The 14,860-nt window shown below is 36.6% G+C and carries 14 protein-coding genes; 10 read left to right on the forward strand and 4 right to left on the reverse strand.

Annotated features, from left to right (window positions below):
• Positions 1-53 precede the first annotated feature (53 nt).
• From ACKJXD_RS04850 to ACKJXD_RS04885, 8 genes are all read left to right on the forward strand, one after another.
• Positions 54-803: an SDR family oxidoreductase gene (locus ACKJXD_RS04850; protein ID WP_220216568.1), complete on the forward strand. Its 750-nt coding sequence runs from the start codon at positions 54-56 to the stop codon at positions 801-803.
• Positions 804-928: 125 nt separating this feature from the next.
• Positions 929-1,258 carry a hypothetical protein gene (locus ACKJXD_RS04855; protein WP_065558914.1) on the forward strand — a complete coding sequence of 110 codons (330 nt, stop codon included), beginning with the start codon at positions 929-931 and terminating at the stop codon, positions 1,256-1,258.
• Between the two features lie 361 nt (positions 1,259-1,619).
• Positions 1,620-4,076, forward strand: a complete 2,457-nt coding sequence (thrA, locus tag ACKJXD_RS04860) for a bifunctional aspartate kinase/homoserine dehydrogenase I (protein ID WP_430875690.1) — start codon at positions 1,620-1,622, stop codon at positions 4,074-4,076.
• The gene (gene thrB / locus ACKJXD_RS04865; RefSeq protein WP_220216570.1) at positions 4,077-5,015 is read left to right on the forward strand and encodes a homoserine kinase; all 939 of its coding nucleotides are present in this window, start codon (positions 4,077-4,079) and stop codon (positions 5,013-5,015) included.
• A 121-nt stretch (positions 5,016-5,136) separates the two neighbouring features.
• Positions 5,137-6,426 carry a threonine synthase gene (gene thrC, locus ACKJXD_RS04870; protein WP_430875691.1) on the forward strand — a complete coding sequence of 430 codons (1,290 nt, stop codon included), beginning with the start codon at positions 5,137-5,139 and terminating at the stop codon, positions 6,424-6,426.
• Between the two features lie 158 nt (positions 6,427-6,584).
• Complete coding sequence (gene nrdR, locus ACKJXD_RS04875) at positions 6,585-7,037, forward strand: transcriptional regulator NrdR (RefSeq protein ID WP_065558910.1); 453 nt, start codon at positions 6,585-6,587, stop codon at positions 7,035-7,037.
• A gap of 8 nt (positions 7,038-7,045) precedes the next feature.
• Entirely contained in the window at positions 7,046-8,173 is a 1,128-nt protein-coding gene (gene ribD / locus ACKJXD_RS04880) for a bifunctional diaminohydroxyphosphoribosylaminopyrimidine deaminase/5-amino-6-(5-phosphoribosylamino)uracil reductase RibD (RefSeq protein WP_430875692.1), read from the forward strand.
• Positions 8,170-8,688 carry a hypothetical protein gene (locus ACKJXD_RS04885; protein ID WP_430875693.1) on the forward strand — a complete coding sequence of 173 codons (519 nt, stop codon included), beginning with the start codon at positions 8,170-8,172 and terminating at the stop codon, positions 8,686-8,688. The genes ribD and ACKJXD_RS04885 overlap by 4 nt, the downstream gene beginning before the upstream one ends.
• Positions 8,689-8,808: 120 nt before the next feature.
• On the opposite strand, the gene ACKJXD_RS04890 is transcribed toward ACKJXD_RS04885, so the two are convergent.
• From ACKJXD_RS04890 to ACKJXD_RS04905, 4 genes are read right to left on the reverse strand one after another with little or no spacing between them, the layout of a single operon-like run.
• A complete protein-coding gene (locus tag ACKJXD_RS04890) occupies positions 8,809-9,246 on the reverse strand; it encodes a PTS sugar transporter subunit IIA (RefSeq protein ID WP_220216574.1) in 438 nt (145 codons plus the stop codon).
• Positions 9,247-9,301: 55 nt separating this feature from the next.
• On the reverse strand, positions 9,302-10,714 hold the full coding sequence (locus tag ACKJXD_RS04895) for a PTS fructose transporter subunit IIC (protein ID WP_294825949.1): 1,413 nt from the start codon (positions 10,712-10,714) through the stop codon (positions 9,302-9,304).
• 10 nt (positions 10,715-10,724) lie between these two features.
• On the reverse strand, positions 10,725-11,645 hold the full coding sequence (locus ACKJXD_RS04900; protein WP_430875694.1) for a 1-phosphofructokinase family hexose kinase: 921 nt from the start codon (positions 11,643-11,645) through the stop codon (positions 10,725-10,727).
• A gap of 11 nt (positions 11,646-11,656) precedes the next feature.
• Positions 11,657-12,511 carry a tagatose bisphosphate family class II aldolase gene (locus ACKJXD_RS04905; RefSeq protein WP_430875695.1) on the reverse strand — a complete coding sequence of 285 codons (855 nt, stop codon included), beginning with the start codon at positions 12,509-12,511 and terminating at the stop codon, positions 11,657-11,659.
• Positions 12,512-12,852: 341 nt separating this feature from the next.
• On the opposite strand from ACKJXD_RS04905, the gene ACKJXD_RS04910 reads away from it, so the two are divergent.
• Both ACKJXD_RS04910 and ACKJXD_RS04915 read left to right on the forward strand, forming a co-directional pair.
• Positions 12,853-13,659 (forward strand): DeoR/GlpR family DNA-binding transcription regulator, encoded by an 807-nt coding sequence (locus ACKJXD_RS04910; protein WP_255556885.1) that lies wholly within the window; start codon positions 12,853-12,855, stop codon positions 13,657-13,659.
• 9 nt (positions 13,660-13,668) lie between these two features.
• Positions 13,669-14,637: a sugar kinase gene (locus ACKJXD_RS04915; RefSeq protein WP_430875696.1), complete on the forward strand. Its 969-nt coding sequence runs from the start codon at positions 13,669-13,671 to the stop codon at positions 14,635-14,637.
• The last annotated feature ends 223 nt before the right edge of the window (positions 14,638-14,860 follow it).

Below are 14,860 nucleotides of genomic sequence, written 5' to 3' on the forward strand. Positions count from 1 at the left end.
ACGTTTTCAGGGCTATACTCAAAGGTCTAAATTAATCAATAAGGAGATTTACGATGAATATTGCATTAGTGACAGGGGCATCTTCAGGTTTTGGTCAAGCAACGTGTCGTAAGTTAATTGCTGATGGTTACAAAGTTATCGGAACTGCTAGGCGAGAAGATAAATTAAAAAGTCTTGCCAGCGAACTGGGGTGCAATTTTTTACCATTGGTTTTAGATGTGACCAAAAAAGATGCGGTAGAATCCCTATTGTTACAACTTCCTAAAGAATTTCAACCCATTGATATCCTCATTAATAATGCCGGCTTGGCGTTAGGGCTCGAACCTGCCTATCAAGCTAATTATGACGATTGGGAAACCATGATTGAAACAAATATTATTGGCTTAGTGCATTTAACTCATCAAATCTTACCGGGAATGGTTGAGCGTAATTTTGGTTATATTATTAATCTTGGATCCGTTGCGGGGAGTTATGCCTATAAAGGTGGCAATGTGTATGGTGCATCTAAAGCCTTTGTAAAACAATTTAGTGCCAATTTACGAACAGATCTACTGGGTAAAAAAATTAGAGTGACCAATATTGAACCGGGATTATGTGGTGGAACTGAATTTTCGAATGTGCGATTTCATGGTAACAATGAACAAGCCGCTGCTGTTTATAAAGGTGTGGATTATATTACACCTGACGATATTGCCAATACCATTTCATGGTTAGTCAATACACCACCACATTTTAATGTGACTTCGATTGAAATTATGCCTGTGGCTCAAGCTCAAGCAGGATTATCAGTATTTAAAGAGTAAAAACAAAATAAATTAATTGTTTTTTAGAATAGTAAAAAATTAAGTTTAGTAAACAAAATAGACTTGCACTTAAGCTAATGGATTGCTATTCTTTTATCCTATAATTTTGATTAAGGTTTATGGCAATGACTTTCTCTGAAGTAACAAAAACATTTGCGACAAGTTTGCCGGGCACAGATAGTTATGTCAAACTGCGTAAAGCTATGCGCTCATTAATTCAAGACGATCCAAAAAATGCTGCTGTGTATTTTTTGATTTTTGGGTTTGCGCGAACTTATGTCATGTTGTATGAAGATCAGGAAGTATCACCCCAGTTTGCCGAAGATAATCAAAAATTGATGTTATCGTATTTAAATATACTTGATGAAGCATTGAAAAAACAAGATGCACAAAGCATATATCAAGCATTGAACAAAGTGGTCAATGAATACGAAAATAGCAAAAAAGTATTTTGATATAGCAGCCCGACATGAAAATGTCGGGCTGTTTTATTTTGTATAGCAATAAAAACAGAGTAGGGAATATCATGAACATAATAATGACAATCACAGGCATTATTATCACCTTAGGCACCATTATGCGATCTAGGGCGGGTTGATATTTTTCTAAAAAATATAAGAAAACCCGCCAAAAAAGGCGGGTTTTTATTTTGTATTGAAGATATGAGGTTCAAAATTTCTTATAAAATGAAACGACTTCAGTCAAGATAAGAAAAAAAATCTTATTTAACTGCAATGAGTTTTTATCAGACGTTTTGGCTCAATGGTATTTTGGATGGTTAATGACATAACTTAGGATAGTAAGGGTGGGTGTGATATGAAAGTATTAAAATTTGGAGGAACATCTGTCGCTAATGCAGAACGTTTTTTGCGAGTAGCAGAAATTATTGAGAATAATGCTAAACAAGAGCAAACAGCGACAGTATTATCGGCGCCGGCAAAAATCACTAACCATTTAGTAGCGATGGTTGAGAAAACGGTTGATGGGCAAGATATTAAAAATAACCTTTATGAAGCGGAAAAAATCTTTGCGGATTTGTTAGAAGGTCTTTCAAAAGCACAACCAAATTTTGCTTACGAAGCCATGAAACATTTTGCATTAAATGAGTTAAATCATATCAAACAGCTACTTGAAGGTATTCGTTTATTAGGACAATGCCCCGATAGCATCAATGCTTCTATCATTTGTCGAGGTGAAAAACTCTCTATTGCCATTATGCAAGCACTGCTTAAAGCAAAAGGGCATTTAGTCACGGTTATTGATCCAGTGGCAATGTTAATTGCAGAAGGTGACTACTTGGAATCAACGGTTGATATTGCTCAATCCACACATCGAATTAGTGATATGCACATCCCTGAAGACCATATAATATTGATGCCTGGTTTTACCGCCGGAAATGATAAAGGGGAACTCGTTGTGCTTGGGCGTAATGGCTCTGACTATTCCGCTTCCGTGTTAGCGGCTTGTTTGCAAGCTAGTTGTTGCGAGATTTGGACGGATGTCGATGGTGTTTATACTTGTGATCCTCGTATTGTACCGGATGCGAAATTACTCAAGACTATGTCTTATCAAGAAGCCATGGAGCTATCTTATTTTGGTGCCAAAGTGCTTCATCCACGAACTATTTTACCTATTGCTCAGTTCCAAATACCTTGTCTTATCAAAAATACCAATAATCCTGATGCGCCGGGAACATTGATCGGTGCCAATGTCGTTGACTCAACAACACCAGTAAAAGGCATAACTAATCTCAATAACATGGCTATGATTAATGTATCTGGCCCTGGTTTGAAAGGGATGGTCGGCATGTCGGCACGGGTCTTTGCTGCCATGTCTTATGCCGGTATTTCGGTAGTACTCATTACGCAATCTTCATCAGAATATAGTATTAGCTTTTGTATTCCTCAAACAGAATTATATCGAGCTCAAGAAGCATTAAATGATGAATTTTATTTAGAATTAAAAGATGGATTACTGGAGCCGATTGAAGTAATTGATAAGCTTGCTATTATCTCGGTGGTTGGTGATGGTATGCGCACGCTACGAGGTCTATCAGCTAATTTCTTTACTGCTTTGGCGCGAGCCAATATTAATATTGTGGCTATTGCTCAAGGATCATCTGAACGCTCAATTTCGGTCGTTGTGGATAATGATGTCGCCGTAATGGGTGTGCGTGTTACTCATCAAATGCTATTTGGCACCGACAAAATGTTAGATGTCTTTGTCGTTGGTGTTGGTGGTGTAGGGGGAGCACTGGTTGATCAGATAGGACGCCAACAAAGATGGCTTAAAAATAAACAGATTGATCTGCGGGTCTGCGGTCTGTTTAATTCTAAACACAGTTTATTAAATCGTGATGGCATTGATCTAAAAAATTGGCGAGAACAGATTAAACAATCTGACATTCCTTATACCTTAGAAAGCATCATTGAATTTGCTAAAAATAATCGTCTTCTCAATCCAATTTTGGTTGATTGTACTTCTAGTAGTGAAGTGGCTGATAAATATGCAGACTTTTTAGCCAATGGTTTCCATGTGGTTACCCCTAATAAGAAAGCGAATACCAGTTCAATGGCTTATTATTTACGTTTACGACAAGAAGCTGAAAAAAGTAAACGTAAGTTCCAATATGATACCAATGTGGGGGCAGGGTTACCCGTTATTGAAAATCTACAAAATTTACTCAATGCTGGTGATGAACTCATTAAATTTTCGGGTATTTTGTCGGGTTCGCTTTCTTTTATTTTCGGTAAACTCGATGAAGGCATGTCGTTATCAGAGGCGACGAAGCTAGCAAAAGAGAAAGGCTTTACTGAACCTGATCCAAGAGATGATTTATCAGGGACAGATGTTGCTCGAAAGCTATTAATCTTAGCCCGTGAAGCAGGATTACAACTTGAGTTAGATCAGATAAAAGTGGAATCGGTGTTACCCAAAGAATATGCGCAAGGAAGTATCGAAGAGTTTATGACAAAATTACCGCAACTGGATGCTGAATTTAAAGCAAAATCCGAAAAAGCGATACAAGAGGGGAAAGTATTGCGTTATGTAGGCAGCATTGAGGGCGGACAATGTAGTGTTAAAATTGAAGCCGTCGATAGTGAAGACCCACTTTATAAAGTTAAAAATGGTGAAAATGCATTAGCATTTTATACTCGCTACTATCAGCCAATCCCATTAGTCTTGCGAGGTTATGGTGCAGGTAATGATGTCACTGCAGCGGGTGTGTTTGCCGATATTTTGCGTACAACATCAGGAAAAATCGGAGGTTAAATGACACATCAATCCATAACAGTATATGCTCCTGCATCAATGGCGAATATCAGCGTGGGATTTGATATTTTAGGTGCAGCAATTAGCCCAATAAGTGGAACGATGCTGGGTGATTGTATCACTGTTGAATCATCAACTGAATTTAAACTGGTTAGTAAAGGGCAGTTTGTTAAAAAATTGCCACGAGACCCTAAATACAACATTGTTTATCAATGTTGGCAGCGTTTTTGTAAAGCAATGGGTAAAACGTTACCGGTGAGTATCACACTTGAAAAAAATATGCCTATTGGTTCTGGTTTAGGTTCAAGTGCGTGTTCAGTCGTGGGGGCGTTTGTCGCCTTAAATGAGTATTTTGGTCAACCTTTTAATCAAATTGAAATGCTTAAAATGATGGGTGAACTGGAAGGACGAATTTCGGGTAGTGTGCATTATGATAACGTTGCGCCTTGCTATTTAGGTGGCATGCAACTGATTCTGGATGAAATGGGCATAATCAGTGAATCTATTCCTCATTTTGAAGATTGGTATTGGGTTATGGCTTATCCGGGGATCAAAGTCTCAACGGCTGAAGCACGGGCTATTTTACCTGCACAATATCAAAAATCAGATTGTGTCGCTCATGGTCGTTATGTAGGCGGCTTTGTGCATGCCTGTTATACCAAGCAATCTAAATTAGCTGCTGCCATGCTGATCGATAATATTGCTGAACCTTATCGCAAACAGTTGTTACCAAACTTTGATGAAACACAGCAACGTGTAAAACAACTTGGTGCGTTAGCTTCAGGCATTTCAGGTTCTGGACCAACCATGTTTGTTATTGCGGATAAATTAGAGACTGCGCAGCAAATCGAAATACTTCTTAAAAGTCGCTATTTACAAAATAGTGATGGGTTTACGCATATTTGTAAAATTGATCAACAAGGGGCAAGAGTAATTTAAGTTTATCCATTTTTGAACCGTGAGGTAAACTTAAATCTATTCTGAATTATGACTGACTAACCGCTAAAAAGGTTGTCAAAAAGTGTAACCAATTAAAGCATAAAGATTATCGGAAAATATCATGAAATTGTATAATTTAAAAGATCACGCTCAGCAAGTTAGCTTTGCTCAGGCTGTTAAGCAAGGATTAGGACGAAACCAGGGGCTTTTTTTTCCTGAAAAATTGCCAAAATTTTCTGCAAACGAAATTGAATCGCTATTAAAACTCGATTTTGTCACGCGAAGTGCCAAAATCTTATCCGCATTTATTGGCGATGAAATCAGTCATCAAGATATGCAACGTTTAGTTAATAATGCCTTTCAATTTCCTGCGCCAGTCAAAGCAGTTGAAAATGATATTGGTACTTTAGAGTTATATCACGGGCCAACACTTGCTTTTAAAGATTTTGGTGGGCGCTTTATGGCGCAAGCATTAGTTCAAGTTGCTGCCGATGATAAAATCACTATTTTAACGGCGACGTCGGGTGATACTGGTGCTGCGGTTGCCCATGCTTTCTATCATCTACCTAATATTCGGGTGGTAATTTTATATCCACAAGGAAAAATCAGCCCACTACAAGAAAAACTCTTTTGTACATTGGGCGATAATATTCATACTATTGCTATTCAAAGTGATTTTGATGCCTGCCAAGCTCTGGTTAAAAAAGCCTTTGATGATGAAGAGTTAAAGACAGTAATTGGTTTAAATTCAGCAAATTCAATTAATATTAGCCGGTTACTCGCCCAAATTTGTTACTATTTTGAAGCTTATGCCCAGCTCACGCCAAAGCAACGAGAACAGTTGGTCATTTCGGTGCCAAGTGGTAATTTTGGTGACTTAACTGCCGGATTATTAGCTAAGACGATGGGATTACCGATCAAACGCTTTATAGCCGCGACTAATGCTAATGATACCGTTCCTCGTTATTTAGAGACGGGGAAATGGGAGCCTCATCCTACTATTGCCACGCTATCTAATGCAATGGATGTGAGCCAACCTAATAACTGGCCACGTATAGAAGAAATTTATCACCGTGAAGGTTGGGTTTTAAAAACACTTGGACATGCCGCTATTTCCGATGAAGTTTCTAAACAAGCTGTTTGTGAATTGGATAAAAAAGGTTATTTATCTGAACCGCATGGCGCTATTGCTTATCGTGCGCTTCGTGACCAACTGCAAACCGGTGAATATGGATTATTTTTAGGTACTGCACACCCTGCAAAATTCAAAGAAGTGGTTGAAGATATTTTGGGGCGAACCATTCCATTACCTAAAGCATTAGCTGAGCGTGCAGATATGCCGTTACTTTCACATAATATGCCTGATGATTTTGTCAAATTACGTGATTTTTTGATACAGTTAGATTGGTAATTCGCTTTCCGTCGCTGAATTGGCGACGGTCTGTTTGGCTGGGTATTTAAGTGTTCAGGCTAATTTTCAAAAACAAATTGACTTTATTAAGGTAAACCTTGTTTAAATTAACATTTTCAGATATTGTAATGTACATTATGTCATTATAGAGATGTTTTATGTACTGTCCGTTTTGTAATGCTGAAGATACTAAAGTCATTGATTCTCGTTTGGTTGGTGAAGGATACCAAGTCCGTCGCCGTCGTCAATGTGTGGAATGTAATGAACGTTTCACTACATTTGAAGTTGCTGAATTAATCATGCCTAATGTCATCAAAAGCAATAAAGTTCGTGAACCATTTAACGAAGAAAAGCTCCGTAATGGCATTAAGCGTGCACTTGAAAAGCGTCCTGTTAGTTTTGATGCTATTGAAGATGCCATTACACGTATTAAGTCTAAACTGAGAGCAACGGGTGAGCGAGAAGTTCCTGCAAAATTAATTGGTGACTATGTCATAGAGGAGCTTAAAAATTTAGACAAAATTGCTTATATTCGTTTTGCTTCTGTCTATTTTAGTTTTGATGATATTGAACAATTTAGTAATGAAATTGCTAAATTACAACAAAAATAATCAATAATATGACAACAATTTCTGATCAAGATCACGTTTACATGCATCAAGCGATTGAGCTTGCTAAGCTTGGTCGTTTCACGACAACGCCTAATCCTAATGTCGGGTGTGTCATCGTTAAAGATAATCAAGTTATTGGGACTGGTTATCATCAAAAAGCGGGTCAACCCCATGCAGAAGTTTATGCCCTACAAATGGCGGGACAACAAGCAAAAGGTGCAACCGCTTATGTTACCTTAGAGCCTTGTAGTCATTTTGGTCGAACGCCACCTTGTGCCGATGCATTAATTCAATCAGGGGTTAAACGTGTCGTTATCGCAATGCAAGATCCCAACCCTAATGTTGCAGGTAAGGGCATTAAACGTTTACAAGATGCAGGTATTGAGGTAACCCTAGGGATTTTAGCTGACCAAGCGGAAGCGATTAATAAAGGTTTTTTAAAACGCATGCGCACAGGCTTACCTTTTGTCCAACTGAAACTGGCGGCTTCGTTAGACGGAAAAATTGCCATGGCATCGGGTGAAAGCAAGTGGATAACCTCAAATAAAGCCAGAGAAGATGTACAACAGTTTCGTGCTCAAGCCAGTTGTATATTAAGTACCCGTAAAACAGTACAAACCGATAATGCAAGTTTAACCGTTAGATATCACCAATTACCCGATGACATACAGAAAATCTATCCTATCGAAAAGATTAGACAACCCATTAGAATAATTATTGATGGTCAACATCAATTAACCGGTGATGAGAATATTTTCCAACAACCCGGCGAAACTTGGGTTGTACGAAAGCAAAATTTATCAATTGCAGTGCCCAACGCATTGTTGATTGTAGAGCCCTCAGCTAATCAGTATATTGATTTAAAAGTTTTACTCGAAAACTTAGCTCAAAAGCAGATAAATAGTGTTTGGGTTGAAGCAGGTGCACACCTTGCCGGTGCGTTAATTGAACAAAATTTAGTTGATGAACTGATTATTTATTATGCGCCAAAGCTGCTAGGTCATAATGCTAAAGATATGTGTATTTTACCTAATTTGCAAAAATTATCCCTAGCTCCTCAATTTCAATTTGAATCAGTTGTAGCAGTTGGTGAGGATATGCGCGTTATTCTAAAAAGAAAATCATCTGCAATTTGATGACAGTTCAATTCCCTATTTTAAAAAAGGAAAACGTTAATTTGAATAGTGAACGGGGCCTTTTGTATGAAAAGGCAAGCTTTAACAAGCTGGATATCGATTGTTTTTTTACTTTAGATGAGTATCAAATTATCGACGATTTTATTTATGCGGATATATCAGGAATAGCAAAAGTATGTGGTTATCAAATTCTGTTTTTTTATATTTTGGGGCATGTTGAAGCATTATCACTGGAAGATGTGGTGGAGAACACGTTTTTACGTGATAAAGCTAATCAAATTTTAACTTATTTAGGTTTTGATTTTAAAATGGGTCATCCGTTTGAGTTAACAGATGAGTTTAATCATAATTTTAAGTTTAAAGACTCTATTAATGACGATGAGGTGCGTTATTACTATGACTTTAACGAGATGTTAATTGTTTTAGGTATTAATTGGCAGGGATTTTTAGTCTCATTTGAAATGGTAAAAGATAAGGCAATTATTCATAATCGCCTGGAAAATTTTTATTCATAAATGAACTGTATTTTCTATTGCAAATATGAACTGTGCTCAGTTGAGTAACGGCATCTATTGTTAATAAGATGCCGATACCCCCCATGAGTTAAATGCGAATACTTCATTCGGTGATTATCATTAATTACCTTGAAGAATGGCTAATAGTTGTTCTGGTGCCTTTACTGCTAAGATACGCTCAAGTGTATCGTCTGCAATCACGGCACGTGTTAATTTACGTAATATATCTAAGTGCTCATTCGATTTAGCCGCAATACCAATGACAACATAAGCAATATTATTATCTTCGTCCCATTTGATACCTTGTGGATAATAAATCACTTTAAGTCCCGTTTCGATAACACTATCACGTTTTTCTATTGTGCCATGTGGAATAGCTATACCATTACCCAAAAAAGTCGAAATTTGTGCATCACGATCGAACATTGCTAGAGTATAATCATTTTTGACTAATCCCGCGTTAATCATCTTTTCAGATACTGCTTTAATCGCATCTTGTTTTAGAAAAGCGCCCTCTATAATTGAAATATCATTTACATTGAGTTTTAAATCGCTCATTTGTTATCCTTATTTTGTTAGTCTACCGATGATGAGCGGTAGACTAATTTGTTGATTATACCGTTGCTTTAATAGCTAATTTTTTGTTTTGTGCAATACGAACTAAACCTAATAGAATTGCGCCAACTATTGCACCAGCGAAAATGCAACCAACCCATAAAAGCGGTTTATTGACCAAAGGCAATACTAAAAAGCCGCCATGTGGAGCAGGCACTTGAATTTGGCATAAAAATGTCAATACGGATGCAATTGCCGACGATAACATCATGATTGGAATGACGCGCAAAGGATCTTTTGCCGCAAATGGAATTGCACCTTCGGTAATATGTGTGGAACCGAGAACATAATTAACAATACCCGCAGCACGTTCTTCTTCTGTAAAGGCTTTTTGACGGAAAATGGTCGTCGAGAAGGCGATAACAAAAGGCGGTGCAATGCAAGCAGCTGAAACCCCTGCCATAAAATAGTAATTTCCTTCACCCAATAACATAGTACCTGTTACATAAGCTGCTTTATTAATAGGGCCACCAAAATCAAAGGAACACATAGCACCAATAACAATACCGAGTAAAATTGGATTAGTATGTTGTAATGAACCAAGCCATACAGCCATTGTGTTATTCGCTATGGCGATGGGTTTACCGAGATAATACATCCCTGCACCAATAACAAATACACCGATTAATGGCATGATAAAAATAGATTTCAGTCCTTCGAAAGAGCGAGGTAGATGATCTAACCATTTTTTAACATATAGCATCAAATAGCCAGCAGCAAATCCAGCGAGAATACCGCCTAAAAAACCTGCACCGGTAGCCGTAGCCATTAATCCACCTACAAAACCGGCAACCATCCCTTGCTTACCTGCAATAGAATTGGCTATAAAAGCGGTGAAAATAGGCACCATAATGTCAAATGCTTTTCCACCAATTTGATTAAGCATTGCTGCAAATTCATTATATTGTTCATTTTTAGGATCTGCGGAATAAATACCCCATAAAAATGATAAAGCAATGAGTACACCACCGGCGACAACAAATGGCAGCATGTTTGATACACCGCTCATTAAATGTTTATAGAGCTGGCGTCCAATCGATTCTTTGACTTCCACTTGATTTGAACTCGCTTTATTAACACTATTTTGTACGCCTTTGCGAACTGGAACTGTCCCTGAAGTGATTTGTTCTATTAATGCTGTCGCTTTATGTATACCCTCTTTAACGGGAACTTCAATAACAGGTAAACCATTAAAGCGATCAGGATTAACATCTTTATCTGCCGCAATAATCACCCCAATGGCATTTGCCATATCAGCTTCGGTAATTGCATTATCAACACCACTTGCACCATTGGTTTCTACTTTAATTTCAATTCCTGCTTTTTGTGCAGCTGATTTTAATGCTTCTTCTGCCATATAGGTATGTGCGATACCGGTTGGGCAGCCTGTTACAGCGAGTATCTTCTTCATAACGCCCCCTTTATTTAATTTGGGTAACTACAAGTTTCTCCATATAGGTACTGATTTTATCGAGTAGACCTAATCCATCTGATTCCGCAACATTAGCCCCTGTTGCAGAGGCTTTTTTCATTGCTTTTTCAACGTGTTCTTGTTTCGGTAGCCATTCACTAAGAAATGCAGCAAGTGACGCATCGCCTGCACAAGCAGAACTGATCAAATTGATTGGCACAGCATTACAATACCAAACATGCTGACCATTTGAAAAGTAAAGACCTTTTTCCCCCATAGTTAATAAAATATTTTGAGCACCAAGTGAATGTACCGTTGATAATGATGCAATGACTTGTTCTGTCGTTTGGGTTTCTAATCCAAAAATGTCTTTCAGTTCATCATTATTGGGTTTAATTAATAGCGGTTTATAAGTAAGTAATTGAGCGAGTTTAGGATGACTGATATCTAAAATAACTTGAATATTTTTGGTTTGGCATATATCTAAAACAGCTTGATAATATTCAGGTTCGATATTATTAGGTAGACTACCACTGATGACTAAATAGCTATTGTGATTGAGTGAATCGATGATGTTTAGCATTTCAGCTTTCTTTTTATCTGGCACAAAAGGCCCTTTTCCCACGAGCTTATATTCATTTTGTCCATCATTAATAAAAACGTTAATGCGAGTGATATCATCGATAAAACAAGGTTTGATTTCGATCTGCATTTTGATGAGTTCATCAACAATATATTTACCCGAAAATCCTCCAAAAAAGCCCAATGCACATGTTGGTCTATTAAACTTTTTCAAAACAATTGAAACGTTAACGGCTTTACCATTGGGACTATATTCTGTATGTGAAGTACGATTCACTGAATTAGGATTTAGACCTTGGCAACGGATATTCATATCAATTGCCGTATTGAGTGTTAAAGTATAGATCATATGTTGACCTCTTAGAGTTTACCGGCACATCCACATGTTGTAATGATTTTTTTAACCACTTCTTTCATCGCTGCTTTTGCTGGTTTCATGTAATGTCGAGGATCATTGGCATTTGGATTTTCGATAAAATAGTGTTTTAGCGCATCAGAAAAGGCGATTTTGAGTTCTGTTGCTACATTGACTTTGCAAATACCACGTTGAATGCATTCACGGACATCTTTGTCCGGAACACCTGAAGCGCCATGTAATACCAGTGGAATATCCACCATGGAACGAATTTCAGAAAGTCGATCAAAATCTAATTTAGGTTCTGATTTATACAGACCGTGAGCTGTCCCAATTGCAATGGCAAGTGAATCAATTCCGGTTCTTTCAATAAATTCAACTGCTTGTTTAGGATTGGTATATAAAGCATCTTTAGCATCCACCACAAGATCATCTTCAACGCCACCAAGCCTACCTAATTCAGCTTCAACACTCACATCATAGCGGTGAGCATAATCAACAACGCGTTTTACTAACGCAATGTTTTCTTCAAAAGGGAAATGCGAACCATCAATCATGACTGAGCGTATTCCTGAATTAATTTTTTCAACAATATCATCGTATTCTTCGTGGTGATCGAGATGAACAGCTAATGGTACATTGTGTTTTTTAGATAACGCTTCGGCAATGGCAATAATATTTTCGGTACCGGCATAACTATAGGTACCTGGGGTGCCGGCTAAAATCACAGGGGACTGTAATTCGGCAACCGTTTCAACAACAACTTGCATGGTTTCTAGATTATGTATGTTAAAAGCTGGAACGGCATAATGTTTCTGCTGTGCTTTTTTTAACATATTATGACTTGAAATGATCGACATATGACAGCTCCTTAATTATCGATATTAATTCACTTTCAATTATTCATTTTTTCAAATGAAACTTATTTTTATTTATTATGCTTTCAAAATGAAAGTTATGCTAGTGCGATTACCGTGAGGAGGATCACAAATTTTAATATTTGCTTAAGAAAATGAGGAATTTAAATTGGAAAAGTCGAGTTTTAATGGGTAACATTAGTTTCATAACTTTTAGATATGTAAGCTGAAATAATTAAGTTAGAACACTGTTTGCGAATTATTGTTGACCACTTGTATGATAAATTTTATTATCAACGTTCTTGATTTATTATATGTAATATAGGATATAAAAATTGACTAAAGTGTCTTCAGCCCTGTTAAAACGTCGGTTAGACATAGCAGAAATTGTGCGAAAAAAAGGTGAAGTAAAAGTTGATGAGTTATCATACATGCTTCAAGTTTCAACAGTAACTATCCGTCAAGATTTGACTTACTTAGAACATCAAGGGTATTTAAAACGTTCTTTTGGGGGAGCAATATACTTATCACCAGAAGCATCAATAAATAAAAACAATTTAACCAATGCTAATTATTCATCATTTATTGATGATCGTAATAACATTGACTTAGTAAAAAATTGTTTAAATTACATAAATGATGGAGATACTATTTTTTTGAGTCATGGTAGATTAACGAGAAAGCTCATCCCCTATCTATATTCCAAAAGATCTTTAACAATAATCATGAATGACCTCAATAATGCTCAACTTGCTAAAGAATTCACTGATGCAAATATTATCCTTATTGGGGGGATGTTATTAGAAGGTAATATACTACAAAATAATGGAATTGACCCTATTTTGAATGACTATCAAATCTCGCATTTTATAATAGAATTATGTGCTATTAACAATAATAATCAATTAATAATAGAAGATTTTGAACAGATTAATGCTTATCAGCAAGTGACTAAAAAAGCTCACCATATAATCGGTATTTTACCGCAAAGGGGTATTTGCAATGATGATCATAGCATTGGTAAATTGAAAAATCTGGATGTCGTCATTTTATCAAGACCTGCCGTCACCGAATATCATCAACAATTATTAGATTCAAATTTTAGACAATTTGCAGCAAATAAATTTAGTGTGACTTATCAAATGACTTAGGAGCATGATATGGATTTTAAGATTTGCACTATAGGAGAATTATTAGTTGAATTTTTAGCAAGCGAGCAGCATCAACGATTTGATCAAACAGGCGAATTTATTGGCCCTTTTCCAAGTGGTGCACCTGCAATTTTTGCAGATCAAGTTGCTAAATTAGGTTTTCCTGTTGTTTTTTTCAGTTGTGTTGGTAAAGACCCTTTTGGCAGAATGTGTGTTAATCGGCTCAAACGAGATGGAGTGATTACAGATGGCATCACTTTTCATGATAAAGCCAATACCGGAAGCGCTTTTGTTTCATATCGAAATTCAAATGAAAGGGACTTTATTTTCAATATTCCAAATAGTGCATGTGGTTTACTTTCCTTCAATCATATTATTGAAAATCTTCTAAAAGATTGTTCTCATTTACACGTTATGGGTTCTTCTCTCTACTCTTTTCGAGCAATTGATGCTATGCGCAAAGCACTGGACATCATCAAGCAAAATGGTGGGACTATTTCCTTCGATCCCAATTTACGCAAGGAGATGTTTAATATTCAGGAAATGGAGCAATCATTCGATTATATTATGGAATATACCGATATATTTTTGCCAAGTGAAAGTGAAGTTTACTATTTTGCTGATGATAATGATGAAAGTGAACTTGAAATCATGACTAAATTGCTTCAAAAAGGGATTAAACATATAGCTGTAAAATGTGGTGCTAAAGGCGCTAATTATTATGGATATGATGAAAATAATAAAATCAAAACGATGCATGTTGATGGTTTTAAAAGAGAATCGGTAGATCCAACCGGAGCGGGTGATTGTTTTGGAGCTACATTTGTCAGTTTAATGTTAGCCGGTTTTTCGGTTGAAAAAGCACTAGAATATGCTAATGCAAGTGGTGCGCTTGCGGTATCCAAAAAAGGACCAATGGAAGGGACTTCAACATTAACAGAATTGGACAAATTTATTTCCCATTCCAAAGATAATTAAATATTGTAAGTTTATTTTAAAGCGAAATAAAATCAAAAAAAATCCCAATAACAACGTTATTGGGAAAACATAAGGAATAGGAAAACAATGAAATAAATACATTGTCGAGTATATTATGCACCTTTTTTAAGTAAAAGTATGTAATTAGATGTAAATATTTTTCTAAATTGTCCGTATTTAATCCGTTAATTTAACGTAAATTAACAAATTGGCATTGTAAAAA

The sequence above is a fragment of the Gilliamella sp. G0441 genome (genome assembly GCF_050589305.1).
Taxonomy (GTDB): Bacteria; Pseudomonadota; Gammaproteobacteria; order Enterobacterales; family Orbaceae; genus Gilliamella.

Excerpts from the sequence above, each read along its gene's own strand:
- ACKJXD_RS04850 (WP_220216568.1), top strand. The coding sequence starts at position 54 with ATGAATATTGCATTAGTGACAGGGGCATCTTCAGGTTTTGGTCAAGCA.
- ACKJXD_RS04855 (WP_065558914.1), top strand. The coding sequence starts at position 929 with ATGACTTTCTCTGAAGTAACAAAAACATTTGCGACAAGTTTGCCGGGC.
- thrA (WP_430875690.1), top strand. The coding sequence starts at position 1,620 with ATGAAAGTATTAAAATTTGGAGGAACATCTGTCGCTAATGCAGAACGT.
- thrB (WP_220216570.1), top strand. The coding sequence starts at position 4,077 with ATGACACATCAATCCATAACAGTATATGCTCCTGCATCAATGGCGAAT.
- thrC (WP_430875691.1), top strand. The coding sequence starts at position 5,137 with ATGAAATTGTATAATTTAAAAGATCACGCTCAGCAAGTTAGCTTTGCT.
- nrdR (WP_065558910.1), top strand. The coding sequence starts at position 6,585 with ATGTACTGTCCGTTTTGTAATGCTGAAGATACTAAAGTCATTGATTCT.
- ribD (WP_430875692.1), top strand. The coding sequence starts at position 7,046 with ATGACAACAATTTCTGATCAAGATCACGTTTACATGCATCAAGCGATT.
- ACKJXD_RS04890 (WP_220216574.1), bottom strand. The coding sequence starts at position 9,246 with ATGAGCGATTTAAAACTCAATGTAAATGATATTTCAATTATAGAGGGC.
- ACKJXD_RS04895 (WP_294825949.1), bottom strand. The coding sequence starts at position 10,714 with ATGAAGAAGATACTCGCTGTAACAGGCTGCCCAACCGGTATCGCACAT.
- ACKJXD_RS04900 (WP_430875694.1), bottom strand. The coding sequence starts at position 11,645 with ATGATCTATACTTTAACACTCAATACGGCAATTGATATGAATATCCGT.
- ACKJXD_RS04905 (WP_430875695.1), bottom strand. The coding sequence starts at position 12,511 with ATGTCGATCATTTCAAGTCATAATATGTTAAAAAAAGCACAGCAGAAA.
- ACKJXD_RS04915 (WP_430875696.1), top strand. The coding sequence starts at position 13,669 with ATGGATTTTAAGATTTGCACTATAGGAGAATTATTAGTTGAATTTTTA.